Raw genomic sequence first — 22,708 nt, 5'->3', positions numbered from 1 at the left:
CTCCGTCTTGTTGTTGAGCACGATCTTGTCCAAAAGCCGATCGTCACTTTTTGGGATCATGCTCCGGCGCCCCCCAACGCAGGGCGCTGTTCGCTCTATGGCGTAGTTCTTCCCGGCAATCCCGCGCGATGTGGAAGACGTCTCACAGCCCTGTCAGATCGCTCATCAGGCCGGACGCCACCGACAGCCGCGACACGGTGATGTCGCCGCCCTCGGTCAGAGCCTGCAGCCGCTCGCGGATGCGTCCGACCCGTTCGCCGCCCGCCTCCAACCATGCTGTCACCGGATCCGCCGCCTCGGCATGACTGGTGAGTGCCGCCACCGCGATGCCGCGCCTGGCGGCGCCGATCGTGTCGGTGGCACGCGAAAGCGCCAGTTGATCGTAATAATCCGAGGGCGTGATCGAGCGCGCCGCATCTTCGACGCGCGGTATGCGGAAGACATCGCTGACTGCAAAAAACGCCTTGGCGGCAGCGACGATGCCGGCAGTTGCCGTCCGCGCCGTCAGCGCAATGTCGGGGATGAGTTCCGCCACATCGGTCAACGCCAGTTGCTCGGCCAGGCTCTCGGGCGCGCCGCCCTTCGACAGACTGTGCCGCCGCTCCTCGATCCGCTCGCGCGAGAAGGCCGGCAACAGCGCAACGAGCTTCGGCTCCAGCGCCTTGCGCGCATCCTGCAACTCGGTGATCCGCTGCCCGAGCGGTGCGGTGCCGGCATCGTTCTTCAGGTACCAGCCGCTGGTCACATAGATCAGCCGGCTGACCGCCTGATAGAGGTCGAGCTGGATCTGTCCGTCGATCCGGTTGTCGAGCGCGTCGATCTGGCGATAGAGCGCCGGCAGCGCAAAGCCATCCCGCACCACGGCGAAGGTGCGCACGACATCGGCGGCACTGCGCCCGGTCGCTTCCTGCAGCCTGTTGACGAAGGACGGGCCGCCGCGATTGACCAGGTCATTGGCGACGGCACGGGCGATGATCTCGCGGCGCAGGCGATGGCCGTGGATTTCCGCCGCATATTTCTTTGCCATGCGGTCGGGAAAGTAACCCATCAGGTCGCGGTCGAAATGCGGATCGTCCGGCACGTCGCTGGCGACGATATCGGAAAACAGCACGATCTTGGCATAGGCAAGCAGCACGCCGAGCTCGGCCCGTGTGAGCGGCTCGCCGCGCGCTTAGCGCTCGGCAAAAGCCGCCGGCGACGGCAGCGTCTCGACGGCACGGTCGAGCAGCCCGCGCGCCTCGAGCGCCTCCATGAAGCGGCTCTGATGGGCAATGTCGGCAAGGCCGCGCTTGCGAGCAAGGGACAGCGCCAGCGTCTGCTGGTAATTGTTGGACAGCACCAGGGCGCTGACCTCGTCGGTCATCTCGGCCAGCAATTTGTTGCGCGACGGCCGCGTCAGCGATCCCTTCCGCATGGCGGAAGCCAGCGCGATCTTGATGTTGACCTCGACGTCTGAGCAGTTCACGCCGCCCGAATTGTCGATCGCATCTGAGTTGCAGCGGCCGCCATTCAATCCGAATTCGATGCGCGCCCGCTGTGTGACGCCGAGATTGGCGCCTTCACCGATGACCTTGGCACGCAGGTCGAGCGCGGTGATGCGGATCGCGTCATTGGCACGGTCGCCGACGTCCTGGTTGGTCTCGCCCGATGCCCTGACATAGGTGCCGATGCCGCCGAACCACAAAAGATCTGCCGGCGCCTTGAGGATGGCACTCATGATCTCGACCGGCGTGGCCGTTATCTTGCCGAGGCCGATAGCTGCAGCCGCGGCGGCCGGCAAGGTGATCGACTTCTGGCTGCGCGAGACGATGATGCCGCCTTCGGACAGCTTCGTCTTGTCGTAATCCTGCCAGCTTGAGCGAGCGAGAGCGAACATACGCCGGCGCTCGGCCATCGAAGCGGCCATGTCGGGATCGGGATCGATGAAGATGTCGCGATGATCGAAGGCGGCGATCAGCCGGGTCTGCTCCGACAGCAGCATGCCGTTGCCGAACACGTCGCCCGACATGTCGCCAACGCCGACGACGGTGAACGGCGTGGTTTGGATGTCGCGGTTCATCTCGCGGAAATGCCGCTTGACCGCTTCCCAGGCGCCCTTGGCGGTGATGCCCATCTTCTTGTGGTCGTAGCCGGCCGAACCGCCGCTGGCGAAAGCGTCGTCGAGCCAGAAGCCGTGCCTTTCGCTGATGGCGTTGGCGATGTCCGAGAAGGTCGCCGTGCCCTTGTCCGCGGCGACGACGAAATACGGATCATCCTGATCGCGCCGCACGACGCCGACTGGCGGGATGACGCCATCCAGCCCGATATTGTCGGTGATCGACAACAGGCTGGAAACGTAATTCTTGTAGGCGGCCATGCCGGCCTCGAAAATTGCGTCGCGCCCGGCGCTCATCGGCAGCTTTTTCGGGTAGAAGCCGCCCTTGGCGCCAACCGGCACGATCACCGCATTCTTGACCTGCTGTGCCTTGACCAGGCCGAGCACCTCGGTGCGATAGTCCTGCGCACGGTCCGACCAGCGCAGGCCGCCGCGCGCGACCGGGCCGAAGCGCAGATGCACACCCTCGACCTCGGAGCCGTAGACGAAGATCTCCCTCCATGGCCGCGGCGCCGGCAGCCCGTCGACCGATTGCGAATCGAGCTTGATCGCCAGCGATTGGCCTTTCTGTTTCGTATCGGCAACGAAATGATTGGTGCGCAGCGAGGCTTCGATCAGGTTCAGATAACGGCGGATGATGGTGTCGTCGTCAATGTTGGGAACGTCTTCCAGCGCATCCGTGATCTTGGCTTTCAGATGTTTGGCCTGAACGACGCCTTCCGTCTCGGCCGTCGCGCCGAGGCGGGCGACAAACAGCGCATGCAGGTCGCGGGCGATCTCGGGATAACGGTTGAGCGCGGCGGCGATGAAATCCTGGCTCTGCGGGATGCCGGCCTGCTGCAGATAGCGGCCATAGGCGCGCAGGACGGTGATCTCGCCCGACCACAGGCCGGCGGTCTGGGCAAGGCCGTTATAGCCGTCATTGTCGACATCACCGCGCCAGACGGAAAGGAACGCATCCTCGAACAGCGCGCCGCCATTGCCGAGGTCGATCGGCCTGCCGTAGCTGTTCTCGAGTTCCATGTCGTGGATGAAGACCATGCCGGGCTGATCACTATTGATCATGCCGGATTGATTGTCGCCGACCTCGAAAGTGCGCTCGCTGATGACGCGGAAACCAATGTTTTCCAGCACGGGCACGCGCCGCGACAGCGCCACCGGGCTGCCATGGTGATAGATCTTCAGTGCCGCCTGATGCGGCTTCTGGTCGGCGTGACGGTAATAGTCGATGGCGATCGGATTTGACGCATCGAGCTTGGCGATGCGCCCGGCATCGGCCAGCGCCACGCCCGGCCGAAAACTGTCGCGATAGCTTTCCGAAAAACGCGAGGCGATGGCCGTGAGTCTCGCATCGGCGCCGGTCTCGGTCGCGGTCTCGCGCAGGGCATCGTCCCAAGTCCGTACGATGTCGCGGATCGCCGCCTCGATCGTTGCCTGCTCGACCTTCGGCGTCTTGCCGCCGGAGCGGCCGATGATGAAATGGACGCGCGCCAGCCCGCCTTCCGGGAAGGCCGGGTAATAGGCGGACAGCCGGCCTTCGAAGACGGTCTTCAGATAGGTGCCGATCTTCTCGCGCACGACGCTGTCGTAGCGGTCGCGCGGCACGAAGACGAGCACGGAGACGAAGCGGTCGAACTGGTCGACACGCACCAATGCCCTGACGCGCGGCCGCTCGATCAAGCCCAGTATGGCTTCGGCATGCTTGCGCAGGATCGGCACCGGAACCTGGAACAGCTCGTCGCGTGGATAGCTCTCCAGCACGTTGATCAATGCCTTGCCGGAATGGTCGCTTGGATTGAAGCCGGATTTGGCGATGACGGTTTCCGCCTTCGAGCGCAGATAGGGGATTTTCATCACCGAGCGCGTATAGGCAGTCGAGGTGAACAGGCCGACGATACGGAGCTCGCCTGAAAGCACGCCTTTGCCGGTGTAGGTCTTGACGCCGATGTAGTCGAGGTAGATGCGGCGGTGCACCGACGACTTGGCGTTGGCCTTGGTGACGATCAGCGGTTCCGGCCCATGCAGGAAGGCGCGGATTTCCGGCGTCGTGCTCACCGCTTCGGTGCCGCGTCTGAGCACCAGCACGTCGGGATCGGAAAGGATGCCGAGGCCGGGCTTTTCGGCGCGCTCGAGCATGCCGCTCGTCTCGCCGCCGGTATAGTTGAATTCGCGCATGCCGAGAAAGGTGAAGTTGTCGTCGCGCAGCCATTCGAGGAAGGCGATCGCCTCGGTGACATGGGCCTTGTCGAGCGGCACTGGCGAGTAGCGGAATTCCGAGATCGCCTGGTCGAGGCGGGCAAGCATCGGCTTCCAGTCGGTGACGGCGGCTCGCACCTGGCCGAGCAGTTTCGTCAGGCGTGCGGCCAGGCCTTCGGCCTGCTCGGCCGAAAGGCGGCCGATATGGACATGGATGACGCTCAGTCGGTCATGGCTGTGGTCGCCCTTGGCATAACCGCCATCGCCGAGGATTTCCTCGACGCCGTTCTTGCCGTGCCTGACGACTATGACTGGATGGGTAACCAGCAGCGGCTCGCCGGCGCTTTCTGTAATCTCGCCGAGGACGGAATCGAACAGGAACGGCATGTTGTCGTTGACGACAGTGATCACCGTCATCGGCCGGCCCTGGCGGACGACACCGGAATCGACGTCTATGGCAACGACGCAGTCGTCCTTCTTGTGCCTGGCCACTGCGCGGCCGGCGAGTTCGGCAGCGCGTTCGAGATCGATGACGTCGTAGGCGGCGACATCTTCGGCCGGAGCTCGGGCCAGCAGGTAGTCGGCAAGCCTGCCGGGCTTTTCACCACCCGCGGCTTCACCCCTCGTCAGGCCGGCTTTTTTCAACCGGCTCGCTGACTTTACGCTGGCCATGAGTCCCTCCCGTCACATGTTTTTGCGGCTATGCTAACAGATGACGGGTATTTGGCGACAAAGGTTTGACGGCTTGCGACGAAATGTCGGAATTCACCGGCAGCCTGGCGAAAAAGAGGAGAGATCCGCCATGACGGACAAAATCACCGCGCTTGACCTGGCACCGGCGGAGCTGAGCGACGCGACCAAGGCCTATTTCACCAAGTGCCGGGAGAAGCTCGGCCTCGTTCCCAACGTGCTGCTCGCCTATGCCTTCGACGAGAAGAAGCTGCGCGCTTTCACCGACATGTACAATGATTTGATGCTGGGTGAATCCGGCCTGTCGAAACTCGAGCGCGAGATGATCGCGGTGGCCGTCTCATCGGTCAACCATTGCTACTATTGCCTGGCCGCGCATGGCGCGGCGGTGCGCCAGCTTTCCGGCGACCCGGCCTTCGGCGAGATGATGGTGATGAATTTTCGCGCCGCCAAGCTGTCGGACAGGCAACGCGCCATGCTCGAATTCGCGGTGAAGCTGACCGGGCAGCCGGCAAATATCATCGAAGCGGACCGGGCGGCGCTGCGGCAAGTCGGCTTTTCCGACCGCGACATCTGGGACGTCGCCTCGACCGCGGCGTTCTTCAACATGTCGAACCGGCTGGCATCGGCAATCGACATGCGGCCGAACGATGAATACCATGCGATGGCGCGATAGGGCATCGCCGTTGCGAGCCAACCGCACATTATATTAGCTACTTCGCATTCTCGTTGCTTGTTTGCCGGTTTGGTCCGATGATCGGCATGCGGCATGACCGCATGCCGGTTCGATGCCGCCGATCAGAGGAGGAGAACATGGCGAAATTTCTCTACGTCTATCACGGCTCGGGCAAGATGCCGACCGAGGAGGCCGAACGGAAGGCAGCGATGGATGCCTGGAACGGCTGGTACGGCAAGCTTGGCTCAGCGGTGGTCGACGGCGGCAATCCAGTCGGCATGTCGAAGACCCTGCTGCCTGGCGGCAAGGTCGAGAACAATGGCGGCAGCAATCCGACCGCCGGTTACACCATCATCGAAGCAAAGGACATCGACGATGCCGTCGGCAAAGCCAAGGATTGTCCTATCTTGACGGACCCGGGTTTCAGCGTCGAGATCGCGCCAATAATCGAAATGGGTTGACGCGCCGGCTCAGGACCGCGCGGCGATCGCCGCCGCAGCGCCGGCCATGGTACCGGCGCTGATGCGGTTGGCGATTTTCATCGCCCGCTTGCTCCTCAAGAGCTTGCGCGCCTGCGATGCGGCGAGCACCCATGTCAAATCGATGGCGACCAGGACCACTGCCATGGTCGCCGTCAATTCGATCCAGCCGACCATGCTGACCGAACCGAGGTCGATGATGGTCGGCAGCAGCGCCAGATAGAACATCATGATCTTGGGGTTGCCGAGCGTCACGGCCATGCCGGCAAAGAACAGTCTGACGGGCGAATCTTCGCGCGGCAGCGCGCCTTCCTTGGCCTCGACCGGTGCCGTCCACATCTTCCAGGCAAGCCAGCCGAGATAGGCGACGCCGACCCACTTCACGACGACAAAGGCAAAGTGGAACGTCTGCGCCACCACGGCGAGGCCAAACACCGCCAGCGACAGCCAGATCGCTTCGCCGATCCACATCGCAAGCAGGAACGGGAACACGTCGCGAAACCCTTTCGAGATGACCCGCGCCACAAGAGCGGCGATCGATGGGCCGGGCGAGCCGGCGGCAACAAGCAGGGCGCCGGCAAAAATCAGCAGCGATGTGAAATGCATGACGCGGATCCCGTTTGAAATGTTTGGGTCGTTCAAGATAACCCAACTGGTCCGACGACAGTAGCGTCCACCGAAAGAAGGCTTGTCGGCCAGGCACCTCGCGGCTAGAAATGTCGTCCCGACATCATTTCGAGCTTCACTTTGCCTTCGTAACCGCCGGTCTCGTCAACTCCCCCAACACAGAGCAGGGCGTCGCAGTCGCGATGCCTATTTTCACATCATGTGTTCCTCGGGTGGCGATTCGAGACCGGTTTGGCACTGCTGAACCGCTGTCGCGCATAACCACCCGCGACACTGATTTCCAACTGCCGCAGTCTCTCGCCACGCCGTGCCCGCATGGGTTCTCGATATCGCCGATCTGACGAACTTCCCGACGGGAAGGGCTTTTCGGCATGCCTTCGATACTGCGTATCCGCTGGACGATCACACCCAAGACCGCACCTCGACCTCACCTCAACTGCAATCGCTGCGGCGGCCTGAAAGCCTATCGCTGCAGCGGCAAATTCCGGGTCAATGCCAACGGCAAGCGCATTGACGCCTGGTTGATCTACCGCTGCATCGACTGCGACAATTCCTGGAATTTCGGCATTCTGGAGCGCTGCAGCCGCCGCGATATCGAACCGACAATATTGCAGGCGCTCGAAAGCAACGATCCGGTCCTGGCGCGGCGCCATGCCTTCGATGTTGCCGCATTGCGAAGCAGTATCGGGCGCGTCGAGGAGTTTCCCGAAGCCGTCGTTCATAAGCAGGCGCTCGGGGATAGACCGGAAAATACCAGCGCGCTCGAACTTCAGCTCTGGCTCGAAATGCCGACAGCGCTGCGGCTCGACCGGTTGCTCGCCAACGAACTCGGTGTCTCGCGATCGCGGCTTCAGGTTTGGGAAGAGAAACGATTGCTGGTGGTTGGTCCGGACGGAGCCAAAGCCTTGCGCAAGCCAGCGCGGGCGGGAACGGCGATTCAGATCCACCTGTCTGGCGAACCAGACCGGGACAAAATCATTTCGGCTGCAGGTGAATGAGGCAACGGCAGGGAATCCGTACGGCCAGGGGTCAGTTGCCCTCTTTGGAGGCCGAGCCAATCAAACCCTTGGCCGCATCGAGATCGCAGTCGGCGACTTGCACATGGATCAAGCCAAGCCTGCCCGTGTCGAGAAGATAATTCGCGAGAGCATAAATTCCATACGCGTCGAGCATCGACACGCAAACTTCGGCCTCGGGTCGATTGTCGTATATGACAGCCGTGACGAGTTTACCGCTCATTGCGCGGTATTGCCCTTTACGCCGCGCCGACCACTTTCGCCGACTTCTCAAAACGCTTGCGCTCATTCGGATCGAGATAGAGCTTGCGCAGGCGGATGGTCTTCGGCGTCACTTCGACCAGCTCGTCGTCCTGGATCCAGGCCAGCGCGCGTTCCAGCGTCATGCGGATCGGCGGTGTCAGCTTTACCGCCTCGTCCTTGCCGGCGGCGCGGATGTTGGTCAGCTTCTTGCCCTTGAGCACGTTGACTTCGAGGTCGTTGTCCCTGGAATGGATGCCGATGATCATGCCCTGATAGACCTTGACGCCCGGGTCGATGACCATCGGGCCACGGTCTTCCAGGTTCCACATGGCGTACGCCACCGATTCACCCTGTTCGTTGGAGATCAGCACGCCGTTGGTACGGCCCGGCAGCTCACCCTTGTAAGGTTCATAGGCATGGAACAGCCGGTTCATCACAGCGGTGCCGCGCGTGTCGGTCAACAGTTCCGACTGGTAGCCGATCAACCCGCGCGTCGGCGCGTGGAAGACGATGCGCTGGCGATTGCCGCCCGAAGGGCGAAGCTCGACCATCTCGGCCTTGCGCTCCGACATCTTCTGCACGACGACGCCGGCATGCTCCTCGTCGACGTCGATGACGACTTCCTCGACCGGCTCCAGCAATTCGCCGCTATCGCCCTTCTGCATGACGACGCGCGGCCGCGACACGGCGATCTCAAAACCTTCGCGGCGCATCGTCTCGATCAGCACGGCCAGCTGCAATTCGCCGCGGCCGGAAACGAAGAACGAATCTTTGTCAGGTGATTCCTCGATCTTCAGCGCGACATTGCCTTCGGCCTCGCGCAGCAGGCGGTCGCGGATGACGCGGCTGGTCACCTTGTCGCCTTCGGTACCGGCCAGCGGCGAATCGTTGACGAGGAAAGACATCGTCACAGTCGGCGGATCGATCGGCTGCGCGTGCAGCGGCTCGGTCACCGACAGGTCGCAGAAGGTGTCGGCGACAGTGCCTTTCGACAGGCCGGCGATGGCGACGATGTCGCCCGCCTGCGCCTCGTCAATGGGCTGGCGCTCGAGCCCGCGGAAAGCAAGGATTTTCGAGATTCGGCCGGTTTCGACCTGGGTGCCGTCATGGTGCAGCACCTTGACCGCCTGGTTGGATTTCAGCGTGCCGGATTCGATACGGCCGGTGATGATGCGGCCGAGGAAAGGATTGGCTTCCAGGATGGTGCCGATCATGCGGAATGGGCCGGGATGAACGGTCGGGGCCGGCACGTGCTTGATGACGAGGTCGAACAGCGGCGCCAGAGCCTGGTCCTTCGGACCTTCGGGGTTTTCCGAGACCCAGCCGTCGCGGCCTGAACCGTAAAGGATAGGGAAGTCGAGCTGCTCGTCGGTAGCGTCAAGTGCTGCAAAAAGATCGAACACCTCGTTGACCACTTCGACGTGGCGGGCATCTGGCCGGTCGATCTTGTTGATGACGACGATCGGCTTCAGTCCAACCTTGAGTGCCTTGCCGACCACGAATTTGGTCTGCGGCATCGGCCCCTCGGCGGCGTCGACCAGCACGATGGCCGAATCCACCATCGACAGAATGCGCTCGACCTCGCCGCCGAAGTCGGCGTGGCCGGGCGTGTCGACGATGTTGATGCGGGTGTCCTTCCAGTCGACCGAGGTCGCCTTGGCCAGGATGGTGATGCCGCGTTCCTTTTCGAGGTCGTTCGAATCCATGGCGCGCTCGGCGACGCGCTGGTTGTCGCGGAACGAGCCGGACTGTTTCAGAAGCTGGTCGACGAGGGTGGTTTTTCCATGGTCGACGTGCGCGATGATCGCGATATTGCGGATTTTCATGTTTTGGTCTCGGGAGCGTTGCAGGCAGCAGGCCAAAAGGCGCTGCCTCTTTCGGTTGGGCGGCTCATACAGGGTTTTTCGCAATTGCGAAAGAGGAGGCGAGCCACCAAATAAAGTCACCAAATCTTAAATGTCTTGGTGTGAAGTGGAATTATTAACCAAGGCGGAACCTTTCATGGTCCGGACAGTTCGAATTTCATGATCGAGATAGGCATCAAACTCCGGCCGATTTTGGCATGTACCGCGCTCGCCGTCCTCCTCGCGGCCGGCGCGGCGCAATCGGCGGCGTCGTTCAAGGAGACGCGGTCTGCTTTGCCGTCCGACAAGCCGTCGGCGGAGCAGCTTTTTGCCGATGCTCCCGATGGCGTCGATCCGGTGGTGACCGGGCCGGTCAGCGCCGCCTTCAAGCAGCGGCAGCAAAATGCCGGATGCGACAGCGCCGTCTGGCCCAACATTCCCGTCGTCTGCTATCCCGATTGATATACGTTCCTACCCTCGGGCTGGCCCGAGGGTAGTGGCGCCGTCGCTCACGCCGACCGCACCGGATCGAGCGTGACCTTGTAGAGTTCGCTGTCGTCGCGATCCATCAGCCGCACCGTCAACTGTTCGGTGGCGCCATCGATCTCGACGAGCCCGAAGAACTGCAGGCCGGCCGAAGGCGCCAGGTTTTGACCCTGTTCGGCAGTTGGTGCCTTTATGAACTTCAGCTCCGGGCCGAATGTCATATCGAAACCATTAGGCCCGAACGTCCCGGAATGGATCGGACCCGAAACGAATTCCCAAAACGGATCGAAGTCCTGGAACTGCGCCTTGTCCGGATTGTAGTAATGCGCGGCTGTGTAATGCACGTCTGCGGTGAGCCAGACAGTGTTGCTGATACCCGCATTCTTTATATAGCGAAGAAGGTCGGCAATTTCCAGCTCACGCCCTTTGGCCGGGCCATTGTCGCCATTGCTGACCGCCTCGGCCCCTACCTTCTTGGTGCCGTCGTTCCAGACGACGAGGCCGAGCGGCATGTCGGCGGCGATGATTTTCCAGGTTGCGTTGGAATTCGCCAGTTCACGCTTCAGCCACTTGATCTGCTGTTCACCGAGGATGCGCGATTGCGGCGTCATCGTCTCCTGCATATCCGGACCGTTGGGGCCGCGGTAGGAACGCATGTCGAGGAAGAACACGTCGAGCAGCGGACCATAGGCGATCTTGCGGTAGACGCGGCCGGGCTCCGACGGCTCGTAACGGATCGTCGTCATTTCGTGGAAGGCGCGCGCCGCACGTGCCGCCAGCACATGGATGGATTTTTCAGTGTAGCGATCGTCGGCGCTCAGGTCCTTCGAGTCCGACCAGTTGTTCAGCACCTCGTGGTCATCCCACTGATAGAAGGTCGGACAGATGGCGCTGAGCGCCAGCACATGCCTGTCCATCATGTTGTATTTCCACTGCGCCCGGTATTCGTCCAGCGTCTCGGCAACCTTGCGCTTCTCGTCGATCAGCACTTTGTTTTTCCACTTGCCGCCGTTGGGCAGGTCGACCTCGTCCTTCATCGCACCATCGGCATAGATCGTATCGCCCGAATGCAGGAAGAAGTCGGGCGTGTGCTTGGCAATGGTGGCGTAGGTCTTCATGCCGGTCTCGTCGATGCCCCAACCTTGGCCGGCGGTGTCGCCCGACCAGGCAAAGCGAATGTCGCGCTTCGAGGCAGGTGCCGTGCGGAAGCGGCCGACGACCGGCTCGGAAACGGCGTTGATGTCGGCAAGATCGGCCGCGACCATGCGGTAGAAGATGTCCTGGTCGGAGGCGAGATCGGTAAGCAGCCGCTTCACCGTATAATCGCTGGCCGGCGAGGTATCGAGCGGCGCGAGGCGGACGGCATTGGTGAAGCTTTCGGTCGGCGACACCTCGAACATGACGCGCGACGGCCGGTCGGTGCGTGTCCAGACCATGCCGCTGGTGGCGTCGACGTCGCCGGACTGGATGCCATGGGTGAAAGCCGGGCGCTGATTGGCGCGCGAGTAATAGGGGAGGGCGAGGCCCGAGGCGCCGACCAGGCCAACGGCGCTGGCCGACGTGACGAAAGCGCGCCGCGTCATCGAAATCTTGTTCATGGCTGTCTCCTGGATGGCATTGAACGTCGCCGCCAAGCTCCAGCTTCAATGTTTCAGGCACATTTCGAAACGATGAAGGTTTGATAACAGTGAACAGGCTGGCGAATCTCCCTCCTTGAGGGGGGATGTCGCCAAAGGCGACAGAAGGGGGTCGTCTTGCGCGGAGCGCCGGCCTCCTGCATCGGCGATAAGAGGCCGAGCCCGGTTCGACCGACCCCCTCTGGCCGCTTCGCGGCCATCTCCCCCTCAAGGGGGGAGATTAGCACGGCCGATTGCGCCCTACGCCGCCTGCGGTTCCGGATCAAACGCCGGGCGGCTGGTGTTGATCAGCAGCGAGATGCAGGCGGCGGCTATTGCCGTCATACCGGCGATCAGGAAGGCAAGCTCGTAATTGCCTTGCAGCTCGCGCATGGTGCCGCCGAAGAAGGCCGCTGTCGCGGCGCCAACCTGATGGCCGGCGACGATCCAGCCGAAGACGATCGGCCCGCTGCGGTCGCCGAACGCCTCGTTGGAAAGCCTGAGCGTCGGCGGCACGGTGGCAATCCAGTCCAGTCCGTAAAACACCGCGAAGATGATCAGGCTGGTCGCCGAGAAGCCGGAATAGGGCAGATAGATCAGCGACAGGCCGCGAATGCCATAATAGACGCCGAGCAGCTTGCGCGGGTCGAAACGGTCGGTAAGCCAGCCCGACAGCGTCGTGCCGATCAGGTCGAAAATGCCCATCATCGAGAGCAGGCCTGCGGCCTGCACTTCGCCAATGCCCATATCGCCGCAAAAGGCGATCAGATGCGTGCCGACCAACCCGTTGGTGGTGAAGCCGCAAACGAAGAAGGTGGCGAACAGATACCAGAAGACGCGCGTGCCGGCGGCGCGGCGCAGCGTGCTCAATGTGTGCGAAAGGAAATTGCCTTGCGAGGCTGGCGGCACCGGCGGCACGTCGTCGGCATCGGCGCCATAGCGGACCATGCCGATCGACGCCGGGCGCTCCGGCACCAGCATATAGACCAGCGGCACCAGGCAGGCGGTGGCCACGGCAATGGCGATGGCGACCGGCTTCCAGCCGCCCGACTGGGCGAGCGAGGCGAGCAGCGGCAGGAAGACCAGCAGCCCGGTGGCACTGGACGCCGACATCAGCCCCATCACCAAGCCGCGATTGGTCTTGAACCAGCGGTTGACGATGGTCGCGCCGAGCACGGTGGCGACGGCGCCCGAGCTGACGCCGGAAAACACGCCCCAGGTGAGGAGCAGATGCCACGGTTTGGTCATCAACAGGCTGAGCGCGGTCGATCCCGACATCAACAGCAGCGCGGCAAGCAAGGTGCGGCGCAGCCCGATCCGCTCCATCAGCGCCGCGGCAAACGGCCCGGTCAGGCCATAGAGGAAGATGCCGGTGGCCGCCGCCAGCGACACCACGTCGCGCCGCCAGCCGAAACTGTTCTCCAGCGGCAGCATCATGACTGCCGGCGCCGAACGCAGGCCCGCTGCGATCAGCAGGCAGAGGAAGATGACGGCGACCACGACGAAAGCGTAGCGCTGGCCAAACGGGCGGGATTGAGCTATCATGTTACTGACCGGTACGTTGCAGGAGCGCGAAACATACGTACCGACCGGTAACATTGTCAACCAGCTAATCGGCAGACCAGGCATGAAAAGCATTGAACCAACGATCAAGGCGAATGACGCACCGCCGCCTCGCGCCGCCGAACGGATTCTCCAGGTGGCGCGCGATCTGTTCTACCGGCAAGGCATCAGGGCGATCGGCGTCGACGAGATCGTGCGGCGTGCCGGCGTCACCAAGCCCAGCCTCTACCGCAGCTTTCCGTCCAAGGACGAGCTGGCCGCATCCTACCTCCGGCACTATGACCTCGAATTCTGGGAGCGTTTCGACGAGGCGGTGGATGCCCATCCCGGCGATCCGCGCGCGCAGATCGTCGCCTTCCTGACGCGTGTCGGCAAGCGTACGCAAAGGCCCGACTATCGCGGCTGCGGCATGACCAATGCCGCGGTCGAATATCCCGAACATGGCCATCCGGCCCGCGTCGTGAGCGAGGCCAACAAGCAGGAACTGCGCCGCCGCCTGCATGCCATGGCGGCAGAGATGGGCGCCGGCGACGCCGACACGCTGGGCGACGGGCTGCTGCTCCTGATCGAGGGCGCCTATATTAGCGGCCAGCTGTTCGGTGCCGGCGGGCCGGCGAAGTCGGTGGCCCGCAACGCCGATCTTCTGATAGAGGCAAGCTTGAAGAAATAGTGGTCCGTTTTACAAGACCACTGTGCGCAGCCTGACTTCCTCTAGGCTGCCGCTAAATTTGACGGTACGCTGCGCCCCCCGAACTGAGTTGTTCCGCCATGCGCGCTCTCTTGATCCCGCTTGCCCTCGCCGGTTTCTGCCAGGCGGCCCGGGCCGGCGACATATCCAGCGTCTATACCGATCTCGATTGGGAGAAGGACTGCGTCACCTATGCCCAAGCGGAAGAAGGCGACGGCGACTGGGCCGATCTCGCCTGTTCGGGCTACCGCGGCTACCCGGTGATGGTTTCCTACGACGACGCGCGGGAATCGCTGTTCTACGGCTTTCCACCTGGCGACATGACCACGGTCTGGGAAAGCTTTTCCGGTCTCAATTCGGCTGGACCCAAGGTCGAGTGGCGTATCGAAACCAACGGCAAAACTGCCATTCCTTTCGCCGTCATCCATCGTCGCTCGATCAGCGATAGCGAGGGCGAGAACAAGTCGACGGAAGTGCTGATTGTGGCCAAGGTTGCCCAGCCTGACGCCCACGAAGGCTGCACGATCGGCCTTGTGCTCGCCACCGGCAATCCCGCCGCCAACGATCAGGCGCGCAAGCTTGCCGACGAGAAGGCACGCACCTTCGCCTGCGGCAAGGACAAGCGTGAGGTGCTGGGCGACGCGCCCGCTTTCGGCCGCGTCGACAACTGATTATTTGCGCCCGATAATTACTTGCGCCTGGCCCGCTCGATTGCCTCGACGATCATCTTCTTGGCATAGGCCGCATCGTACCAGCCTTCGATCTTGACCCATTTGCCGGGTTCGAGATCCTTGTAGTGCTCGAAAAAGTGCTGCACTTGCTGGCGGGTGATGTCGGGCAATTGCGTGTATTCGTGGACGTCCTCGTAGCGCAAGGTCAGCTTGGGCGAAGGCACCGCGATCACCTTCTCGTCCTGGCCGGCATTGTCCTCCATCACCAGCACGCCGATCGGCCGGACATTGATGACGCAGCCTGGCACCAGCGCGCGCGTGTTGCAGACCAATACGTCGATCGGGTCGCCGTCGCCCGATAGCGTATGCGGTACGAAACCGTAATTGCCGGGATAGCGCATCGAAGTGTGCAGGAAGCGGTCGACGAACAGCGTGCCGGCCTCCTTGTCCATCTCGTACTTGATCGGCTCGCCGCCGATCGGCACCTCGATTATGACGTTGACGTCCTCGGGCGGGTTCTTTCCGCTGGCAATCGCTTCGATACGCATCGCTTTATCCCTCTCTCGATTGCAGATCGATAGCGGGCGACGGCGAATGGTGCAATGCGGCGAATGGTACGGGGAGATCGTCCGAACCGAAAACCGGCCGGATCATGCGCTGGCCGTCATTCCCAGACGAAAGCGACCTTCTTCAGCGCCTTCTGCTCGAAGATCTCGACGCCTTCGGCAACATCGCGGCCACCGGCGCCGGCATAGAAGGCAAGTGCGTTCTGATTGTCTTCCAGCGCCCAGACCACCATGCCTTTCAGGCCATGGTCGGCCAGCCGTGCCCGCGCGGCCGAGAACAGCCGGCTGCCGAGCCCGATGCCTTGATATTCCGGCCGCAGGTAAAGTTCGTAGATCTCGCCCTGCTGCCTGAGTTCGCGGGCGCGGTTCTTGCCGATCGTCGCATAGCCGGCAATTTTGCCGCCGATTTCGACGACCAGGACGGTGGCAGCGCGGCGAATGGCATTCGCCCACCAGTCGGCGCCGCGGCGGTTGATCATCGATGTCAGCGTGCGGTGCGGGATGATGCCCGAATAGGCGCCGCGCCAGGCCTCGAGATGCACGTCGGCGATGGCGGCTGCATCGCCCGGTTCGGCTTTCCTGATGTCGATGCTCAGCGTATTCATGATTGGTTAACCATAAACCCGCCGCGCCCGATTGCAAGAGTCCGGTCAACCGCCGCGATGCTTTCACACAGCCGGACGGTGCGTCCTTGAGACGCTGCGAAACCGCTTTTGGCGAGATCAAATCTCGACCAGATGGTCGTCCAGTTCGTTGCTGTCGCCGGTCGAGACCGGAAAATGCTCGGCCAGTACCCCACCGACTGCTTGGATCGCCTTGACGAACCCCTCGGCAAGCCGATCGTCGCCGGCATGCGCCGTAAGGTCGCGGACGACACCGTCCCAGACATGCTGGCCGACACGAGAATCGATGCCGCTGTCGGCGACCACCTCGGCGTAGCGCTCGGCAATCGAGACGAACACCAGCACGCCAGTGCGCGCCGTGGTGCGGTGGACGTTGCGGGCGAGGAACTGCTTCATCGCATTGGCGTGGGCGGCCTGGTAGCGCAGCCGCCTCGGCACCAAATGGATGCGCAATGCCGGCAATGCCCACAACAGGATGAGCACACTGGCAAGCGCCAGAAGCTCGGCGATGACGAAATGCGGCAAGCGGATCGACAGCCACCAGGCTTCCAGCCCGTAACCGACGGCGAGGCTGACGACGAGCATGCTGAGCATCGCCATGAAAGCGGCCGGGAAGAAATAGCTGTCGCTGGCATGCGCCACGACGCAGTAGATCTCGCCGTCGGTCTTTGATTCGGCAGCGCGGATCGCATCGGCGATGCGCTCATGATCCTCGGGGCTGATCGGTCGTGTTGCCATGATTGATGTCTCACCAGCTTCCTGAAGAACCGCCGCCGCCGGACGAGCCGCCGCCGCCTGAAACCCGCCGCCCGAACTTCCGGACGACCAACCGCTGCCGGAACTTCCAGACGACCAGCCACTGCCTGACGAGGTCCCGGACGTCCAGCTACCGCCGCCGGAAGATGACGAAGCTGGCCCACGGCCGTAGCGGAACGTCATGCCCAGCCACTTGTACACGCCCGGCGACAGCTTCGTGCCGAAGATCGGCGGCAGGAACGCCATTGCCAAGCCGCCGAAGAACATCGTCGCCCACAGGACGATGAACAGCATGAAGATGGGATCGACAGGATTGTCATTCGCCGGATTGCGCTTGCCGCGCGCCTCCAGTTCTTCGGGATTGCCTTCCAGCACCATGATCATGTCGTCGACAGCCTTGCTGATGCCGCCTGAGAAATCGCCGGCACGGAAGGCCGGCACCATGTCGTTTTCGATGATCAGCTTGGTGTGCAGGTCGGTCAGCGTGCCTTCCAGCCCATAGCCGACTTCGATGCGCATCTTGCGGTCGTTCGGCGCCACCAGAAGCAGGACGCCGTTGTTCTCCTTCGCCTGGCCCAGTTTCCAGGCGCGGAACAGCCGGTTGGCGTAAGGCTCGATCTCCTCGCCGTCGAGGCTGGGGATGGTCGCGACGACGATCTGGTCGGACCCTTTGGTCTCGAACTCGGCAAGCTTCTGCGTCAGCGCCGCCTCGGTCGCGGCATCGATGATGCCGGCATTGTCAACGACCCGTCCGGTCAGCGCCGGCAGTGCGGCGGCAAGGGCGGTGAGCGGGAGGAGGAGAAGGCTTTGGAAGACGAGCAGGAAGGCCAGGCTGGCGTTCTGTCGCGCCCCCCTCTGTCCTGCCGGACATCTCCCCCTCAAGGGGGGAGATCGGCTGTCAGGGCTGTTTTCGCCAATCTCCAACGATGCAGGATGGGCGGTGAAGCCAAAGCTGCCAATCTCCCCCCTGGAGGGGGAGATGCCCGGTAGGGCAGAGGGGGGCGCTACGGAGTGCAAGGCCAATAGGGACCACGCTCACCGGCTGTTCTTCACCCGCCTTGCGTGGTGTTGGTGCCGAAATCGACCTTCGGCGGCTGCATCTTATCCTCCTCGATGGTGAAATTCGCAAACGGCTGGTTGCCGCGGAACCACAAGGTCGCCCAGATCACCGACGGGAAGGTCCTCAGCGTCAGATTGTACTCTCTCACTGCCTGGATATAGTCGCGGCGGGCGACCGTGATCCGGTTCTCGGTGCCTTCGAGTTGTGCTTGCAGCGCCAGAAAGTTCTGGTTGGCCTTGAGATCGGGATAGTTCTCCACCACCGCCAGCAGGCGCGACAGCGCGCTGGTCAGGCCGGCCTGGCTGTCCTGGAATTTCTTGAAGGCTTCCGGATTGTTCAGCGTTTCCGGCGTCACGGTCACCTGCGTCGCCTTGGCGCGCGCTTCGACCACGGCATCGAGCGTGTCCTTCTCGTGCGCCGCGTAGCCCTTGACCGTGTTGACCAGATTGGGGATGAGATCGGCGCGGCGCTGGTATTGATTCAACACCTCGCTCCATGCGGCCTTGGCGTTTTCCTCAGCTGTTGGAATGGTGTTGTAGCCGCAGCCGGCAAGCAGCGGCAGCATGACGGCCATAACCAGGAACGCAGCTAAATTACGGAAGATTGGCGGCGAAGAAAGGCGCTGGGCAAGCATGATAAGTCCCCTCGATAGCATTGGCAGGCGAAGCATTAGCACAATCCTTGCGTAAGAAAATGACTTCGGCCGAGAAGTGTTACTGGTTTCTGCCATTCGCCGTCGGGCCCTGTGACAGACGAGGCGAACGGGTTAAGCTCGGCATAAAACGGGACATCACCATGGCGAAACGCCACGACAGCGACGCGGAATCGCGCCGCATCATCGAACGGGTGGCGCGCGAGACCGACCCGGGGGGCACCTCGTTCCTTGCACGAACGACTAAAGGCGCGCGCGACCACGTCACTGCGGCCGATGCCGACCGGTCGGACCCGATCGAATATTGGGGCACCCGCATCGGTCGGGCAGCGGGCTTGCTTATTGCCATCGGCCTGTTGATCTGGCTCGTGCTTTTCGTCACCAGGGGCAGTTAGGAAAAATCAATGAGTGCCGAAAAAACCGACGCGCCGCGCGCGGTCATCGTCGTCTCCAGTCATGTCGCCCGTGGCTCGGTCGGCAACCGTGCCGCTGTCTTTGCGCTGGAGACGCTCGGCTTTCCGGTTTGGGCGGTACCGACCGTCATCCTGCCCTGGCATCCGGGCCATGGCCGGGCCACCCGCATTGTGCCGCCGCTGGACCAGTTCAGGGCGCTGATGGCCGACCTCGAGCGCGCGCCGTGGCTGGGCGAGGTCGGCGCCGTGCTGTCCGGCTATCTCGGCGAGGCTGGCCAGGCCGAAGCCGTCGCTTCGCTGGTCGGCGCGGTCAAGGCGAAGACGCCGGACGCCCTCTATGTCTGCGATCCGGTGATGGGCGATTCGGGCGGGCTCTACGTACCTGAGCCGACCGCAATCGCCATGCGCGACCGGCTGATGCCGATCGCCGATATCGCCACGCCCAACCGCTACGAGCTGGAATGGATGGCCGGAGCGCCGCTGCCCGACTTGAAATCGGCAATGGCTGCAGCCCTGCAGGCCGGCCCACCGGCCATGCTGGTCACATCGGCGCCGGCGATGATGGCCGGCGGCACCGGCAATTTACTGCTCGCCGGCAGGGAGGCACTGCTTGCCGAACACCGGCTCATCGACAAGCCGCCGAATGGGCTCGGCGACCTGACGGCGGCCGTCTACCTGGCGCGGACCCTGTCCGGCCAGCCGGCCGCCAAGGCGCTGCAATCGACCACGGCGGCGGTCTACGAGATCCTGGCGCGGACCGCCAAGCGCGGCGGCGACGAGTTGCAGCTCGAGACCGATGCCCAGAGCCTGTCGCACCCGATGGCGATGGTGCAGCTTCGCCATCTGCTGCATCCGGAACGGGACCGCCGGGCGTGACGCAGGCCGAAGACGCCGTGCCCCAGGATGATGCGCCCAAGGATGTTGCGCCCGACGATGTTATGCCTTGGGGTGTTGTGCTTGTCGGCGTCGACGGTTGCAAGGCCGGCTGGATAGCCGTCCGCCACGATCCCGGTGCGGCACCGTCGACAGCCGTTTTCCCGAGCTTCGCGGCGTTGCTCGACCGACTGCCCGCCGACTCGTTGGTAGCGGTCGATATGCCAATCGGCCTGCCCGATTTCTCGCAAAGAGGCGGTCGCGGCCCGGAGGCGCTGGTGCGGCCGCTGCTCGGGGCGCGGCAGTCCAGTGTCTTTGCCATCCCCTCCCGCGCCGCGCTCTACGCGGAGATCGAAGCCTTCACCACGGTCGATGCCTGGTACGCCGCACATCGCAAGGCAAGCGAGGTGGCCAGGACGACATCAGATCCGCCGCGCGGTGTCTCGATCCAGGCCTTCGGCATCTTCGCCAAGATCCGCGAGATCGATTCGCTGCTGATCGCGCGGCCCGAACTGCGCAGCCGCGTCTTCGAATCGCATCCGGAAGTTGCTTTCTGCAAACTGAACGGCGACCGCGCTATGCGCCTGCCGAAGAAGATCAGGGGCAACATCAATCCGGCCGGCATGGCCGAACGCAAGGCGCTGCTTGCCCAGCATGGTTATAGCCAAGATTTTCTCGACCAGACGCCGCCGCGCGGCGCGGCCGCCGACGATTTCCTCGACGCCGCGGCGATGATGCTGGTTGCCGGACGCATCGTCAGAGGCGAGGCAATGCCGTTTCCGGATCCGCCGCTCGCCGATCGTTTCGGTATTCCGGTCGCCATTTGGGCCTGAGGACCGGGGCGTCAGGAGCGTGATCTGAGCGCCTCGTTGAGTGCCCACATATCCTTCTCCTCGGGCGCGGTCTCCAATCCGAGCACGGGAACTTGCTTACGCAAATGGTCGTGGTGGGTGCGCACGCCATATTCGAGATCGGAGAGGTAAAAACCTCCGAAGGCTTCGGACAGCATGGATTCGTTGGACCATATCGAAAGCTGCACGTCCTCGGCCAGCGTGTCGCGGTCGATGCGGTAGGATAGGTAGCGGGCTGCCGCCTGTTCCCTGGTCTCGTCGCGATAGCGGTAGATGGCGCCGCGCAGCAGCGTCTCACCCGTCGACAGCGGAAATTCCTGATAGAACTGCACCGATTCCGGCATGATCGACAGCACGTTGTTCGGGAAGATGCCGTAGTAGATCCAGGCCTTGCGCAGGTGTTCCGGCAGGTGCTTCGCCTCGGGTGCGAGCTTGATGTACTGCGCGACGCTCCAGCGCCGTCCGGCATGCGGATTGTAGGTGGCGAACGAGCGCGACACGCCGTTGACGAACGGCTCGTCGAAATAGGTCGCACCGTAAAGGTCCTGCAGCGCCGGATGCGCCATGGCGACGTGGTAGCCTTCATTGTCGACATCGCGCACCGACTTCCAGTTGACCGGCGTCCTTTGGGTCCAGATGCCCCAGGACGGCACCATCTCGGCGACGCCGTAATGGGCAATCTCGGCTTCGATCGGCTTCAACAGCTCGGCCACCGATGGCTGCGGCCCACCCTTGCGGAAACGGATGAAGATGAAGCCCATCCAGATTTCGAGCTCGAGCGGCATCAGGCCGAAATCGGTCTTGTCGAGGTCGGGGAATGAACGGGGGCGGGCAGCACCGCGCAGCGTGCCGTCGAGATTGTAGACCCAGCCATGAAAGGGGCAGACCAGCGCATTCTTGCAAGTGCCCTGGCTGTCGGCAACGACGCGACTGCCGCGGTGGCGGCACATATTGTTGAAGGCGCGCACAACGCCATCCTTGCCGCGCACGATCAGCGCCCGCTCGCCGACCACATCCATCGTCAGATAGTCGCCGGCGTTCGGCACGTCGCAGACATGGCCGGCGATCTGCCAATGGTTGCGGAAGACGTGCTCTTTCTCGAGTTCGAGCAAGGCGTCGGAATGATAGCTCCAGCCCGGCAGCCCCCGCCGATCCCAATCGTTGGGGATTGCCACGTCACGCAGATGCGGGTTCATAAAGGCTCTTTATTTATTGAATGGTCATTCAATAAAAGCATATTTTCCATTGAAATGCAATGGCTTGGAAAAATGGGGCTAAGTCTTGACGGGAAATCGAACGGGATTCGAGAGCCCAGTCCGAACGATCGAAGCCGGGAAAATCCCGGGAATTCCAGACGTTAATCCCCTTACACTTGTTGAGCGCCCGACGCTCCGTGGGCCTGGAAAGGCGACGTGGATCTGGTGCCGTGGGTAGCGGAAAACGAGCAGAGAATGCCACCGGTGCTGCCGGCTACGCCGGATCGGTTTGCCCAGGAATGGCCGCGGGCTTGGTTTCATGCCGGTTACACAATCGTTAATTCATCATCGTTGGCCGGTTACAAGGTGCGATTAGGTTCGTTTCAACAGAGAAAAGAAGAAGACCGAAGGAAACGACGATGCGTACGAAAATCCAGATCACCGATACCGACCTTCGCCAGCAGGGTCCCCAGCGTAACGACCGGCGCCCGAAGCTGGCGCTGCGCCAGCGCGCCAGTGATCATCCAATGGCGATGTTCATGCTGCTGGCGGCTGCCGCATTTGCCGGCATGGCGTTGACACCGACCGTCGGTCCGGCCTTCGCCTCACTGAACCCGCCGGCCAACCTCATCGATGGCGCGACGACCACCACCAAGACGGCGCGCCTGCCGGCGCCGGAGATCGATTTTGCCTGCAAGGGGCAGGCCTGGGGCGCCGAGAGCCTGGAATGCCTGCGCGTCATCGCCGCCCAGTCGGGCAAGGCACGGCCGGTCCGCATGATCGCCAACGCCGCCCCGCTGACTGATACGCCGAACGTTTTTTGATTTT

At 62.8% G+C, this 22,708-nt stretch carries 20 protein-coding genes and 2 pseudogenes; 10 read left to right on the top strand and 12 right to left on the bottom strand.

All coding sequences use genetic code 11. The features are described 5' to 3' along the window. Window positions 1–142 precede the first annotated feature (142 nt). Window positions 143–4,963: pseudogene (locus NKH30_RS19790) on the bottom strand (NAD-glutamate dehydrogenase). A gap of 130 nt (window positions 4,964–5,093) precedes the next feature. On the opposite strand from NKH30_RS19790, the gene NKH30_RS19785 reads away from it, so the two are divergent. Beyond that, a complete protein-coding gene (locus tag NKH30_RS19785) occupies window positions 5,094–5,657 on the top strand; it encodes a peroxidase-related enzyme (RefSeq protein WP_352613247.1) in 564 nt (187 codons plus the stop codon). A gap of 137 nt (window positions 5,658–5,794) precedes the next feature. Continuing rightward, a complete protein-coding gene (locus tag NKH30_RS19780; protein WP_023678126.1) occupies window positions 5,795–6,118 on the top strand; it encodes a YciI family protein in 324 nt (107 codons plus the stop codon). A gap of 9 nt (window positions 6,119–6,127) precedes the next feature. On the opposite strand, the gene NKH30_RS19775 is transcribed toward NKH30_RS19780, so the two are convergent. Continuing rightward, window positions 6,128–6,742 carry a LysE family translocator gene (locus tag NKH30_RS19775; protein WP_352613245.1) on the bottom strand — a complete coding sequence of 205 codons (615 nt, stop codon included), beginning with the start codon at window positions 6,740–6,742 and terminating at the stop codon, window positions 6,128–6,130. Window positions 6,743–7,134: 392 nt separating this feature from the next. Between NKH30_RS19775 and NKH30_RS19770 the strand changes: the two genes are divergently transcribed. Continuing rightward, window positions 7,135–7,761: a DUF1062 domain-containing protein gene (locus NKH30_RS19770; RefSeq protein ID WP_352540902.1), complete on the top strand. Its 627-nt coding sequence runs from the start codon at window positions 7,135–7,137 to the stop codon at window positions 7,759–7,761. Between the two features lie 31 nt (window positions 7,762–7,792). Here the strand turns inward: NKH30_RS19770 and NKH30_RS19765 are convergent, their stop codons facing one another. Both NKH30_RS19765 and typA read right to left on the bottom strand, forming a co-directional pair. Beyond that, a complete protein-coding gene (locus NKH30_RS19765) occupies window positions 7,793–8,002 on the bottom strand; it encodes a hypothetical protein (protein ID WP_352772143.1) in 210 nt (69 codons plus the stop codon). 16 nt (window positions 8,003–8,018) lie between these two features. Beyond that, entirely contained in the window at window positions 8,019–9,848 is a 1,830-nt protein-coding gene (gene typA / locus NKH30_RS19760) for a translational GTPase TypA (RefSeq protein ID WP_352451241.1), read from the bottom strand. A 198-nt stretch (window positions 9,849–10,046) separates the two neighbouring features. On the opposite strand from typA, the gene NKH30_RS19755 reads away from it, so the two are divergent. Further along, on the top strand, window positions 10,047–10,328 hold the full coding sequence (locus NKH30_RS19755) for a hypothetical protein (protein ID WP_352451242.1): 282 nt from the start codon (window positions 10,047–10,049) through the stop codon (window positions 10,326–10,328). A gap of 47 nt (window positions 10,329–10,375) precedes the next feature. Here NKH30_RS19755 and NKH30_RS19750 read toward each other — a convergent pair whose 3' ends face one another. Continuing rightward, window positions 10,376–11,950 (bottom strand): alkaline phosphatase D family protein, encoded by a 1,575-nt coding sequence (locus NKH30_RS19750; RefSeq protein ID WP_352540899.1) that lies wholly within the window; start codon window positions 11,948–11,950, stop codon window positions 10,376–10,378. Window positions 11,951–12,229: 279 nt separating this feature from the next. Further along, window positions 12,230–13,513, bottom strand: a complete 1,284-nt coding sequence (locus NKH30_RS19745; protein ID WP_352474677.1) for an MFS transporter — start codon at window positions 13,511–13,513, stop codon at window positions 12,230–12,232. Window positions 13,514–13,595: 82 nt separating this feature from the next. Here NKH30_RS19745 and NKH30_RS19740 point away from each other — a divergent pair, with 82 nt between their 5' ends. Both NKH30_RS19740 and NKH30_RS19735 read left to right on the top strand, forming a co-directional pair. After that, a complete protein-coding gene (locus tag NKH30_RS19740; RefSeq protein ID WP_352772148.1) occupies window positions 13,596–14,201 on the top strand; it encodes a TetR/AcrR family transcriptional regulator in 606 nt (201 codons plus the stop codon). Window positions 14,202–14,299: 98 nt separating this feature from the next. Then, complete coding sequence (locus NKH30_RS19735) at window positions 14,300–14,890, top strand: hypothetical protein (RefSeq protein ID WP_352772151.1); 591 nt, start codon at window positions 14,300–14,302, stop codon at window positions 14,888–14,890. A 17-nt stretch (window positions 14,891–14,907) separates the two neighbouring features. Here the strand turns inward: NKH30_RS19735 and ppa are convergent, their stop codons facing one another. The 5 genes and pseudogenes from ppa to NKH30_RS19710 all read right to left on the bottom strand — a co-directional run bounded on the left by ppa (window position 14,908) and on the right by NKH30_RS19710 (window position 18,529). Then, window positions 14,908–15,438, bottom strand: coding sequence for an inorganic diphosphatase (gene ppa, locus NKH30_RS19730; protein WP_352451245.1), 531 nt, complete (start codon window positions 15,436–15,438; stop codon window positions 14,908–14,910). A 116-nt stretch (window positions 15,439–15,554) separates the two neighbouring features. Next, window positions 15,555–16,061, bottom strand: a complete 507-nt coding sequence (locus NKH30_RS19725; protein WP_352996662.1) for a GNAT family N-acetyltransferase — start codon at window positions 16,059–16,061, stop codon at window positions 15,555–15,557. 117 nt (window positions 16,062–16,178) lie between these two features. Then, a complete protein-coding gene (locus NKH30_RS19720) occupies window positions 16,179–16,817 on the bottom strand; it encodes a TPM domain-containing protein (RefSeq protein ID WP_352540896.1) in 639 nt (212 codons plus the stop codon). Between the two features lie 10 nt (window positions 16,818–16,827). Beyond that, window positions 16,828–17,666, bottom strand: a pseudogene (locus NKH30_RS19715) (TPM domain-containing protein). Window positions 17,667–17,884: 218 nt separating this feature from the next. Further along, window positions 17,885–18,529: a LemA family protein gene (locus tag NKH30_RS19710; protein WP_352470713.1), complete on the bottom strand. Its 645-nt coding sequence runs from the start codon at window positions 18,527–18,529 to the stop codon at window positions 17,885–17,887. Window positions 18,530–18,690: 161 nt separating this feature from the next. Here NKH30_RS19710 and NKH30_RS19705 point away from each other — a divergent pair, with 161 nt between their 5' ends. The 3 genes from NKH30_RS19705 to NKH30_RS19695 all read left to right on the top strand — a co-directional run bounded on the left by NKH30_RS19705 (window position 18,691) and on the right by NKH30_RS19695 (window position 20,666). Then, window positions 18,691–18,942 carry a hypothetical protein gene (locus NKH30_RS19705; protein ID WP_023678142.1) on the top strand — a complete coding sequence of 84 codons (252 nt, stop codon included), beginning with the start codon at window positions 18,691–18,693 and terminating at the stop codon, window positions 18,940–18,942. Between the two features lie 9 nt (window positions 18,943–18,951). Further along, a complete protein-coding gene (gene pdxY, locus NKH30_RS19700) occupies window positions 18,952–19,836 on the top strand; it encodes a pyridoxal kinase PdxY (protein WP_352772159.1) in 885 nt (294 codons plus the stop codon). A 62-nt stretch (window positions 19,837–19,898) separates the two neighbouring features. Beyond that, a complete protein-coding gene (locus tag NKH30_RS19695; protein ID WP_352772225.1) occupies window positions 19,899–20,666 on the top strand; it encodes a DUF429 domain-containing protein in 768 nt (255 codons plus the stop codon). Window positions 20,667–20,677: 11 nt separating this feature from the next. Here NKH30_RS19695 and NKH30_RS19690 read toward each other — a convergent pair whose 3' ends face one another. Continuing rightward, window positions 20,678–21,880, bottom strand: a complete 1,203-nt coding sequence (locus NKH30_RS19690; protein ID WP_352470716.1) for an aromatic ring-hydroxylating oxygenase subunit alpha — start codon at window positions 21,878–21,880, stop codon at window positions 20,678–20,680. 419 nt (window positions 21,881–22,299) lie between these two features. Here NKH30_RS19690 and NKH30_RS19685 point away from each other — a divergent pair, with 419 nt between their 5' ends. Beyond that, the gene (locus tag NKH30_RS19685; protein ID WP_352470717.1) at window positions 22,300–22,704 is read left to right on the top strand and encodes a hypothetical protein; all 405 of its coding nucleotides are present in this window, start codon (window positions 22,300–22,302) and stop codon (window positions 22,702–22,704) included. The last annotated feature ends 4 nt before the right edge of the window (window positions 22,705–22,708 follow it).

The organism is Mesorhizobium sp. M1273, from assembly GCF_040318195.1.
Taxonomy (GTDB): domain Bacteria; phylum Pseudomonadota; class Alphaproteobacteria; order Rhizobiales; family Rhizobiaceae; genus Mesorhizobium.
The sequence above is the reverse complement of the archived record's forward strand: the minus strand, read 5'-3'. Positions and strand labels throughout refer to the sequence as shown.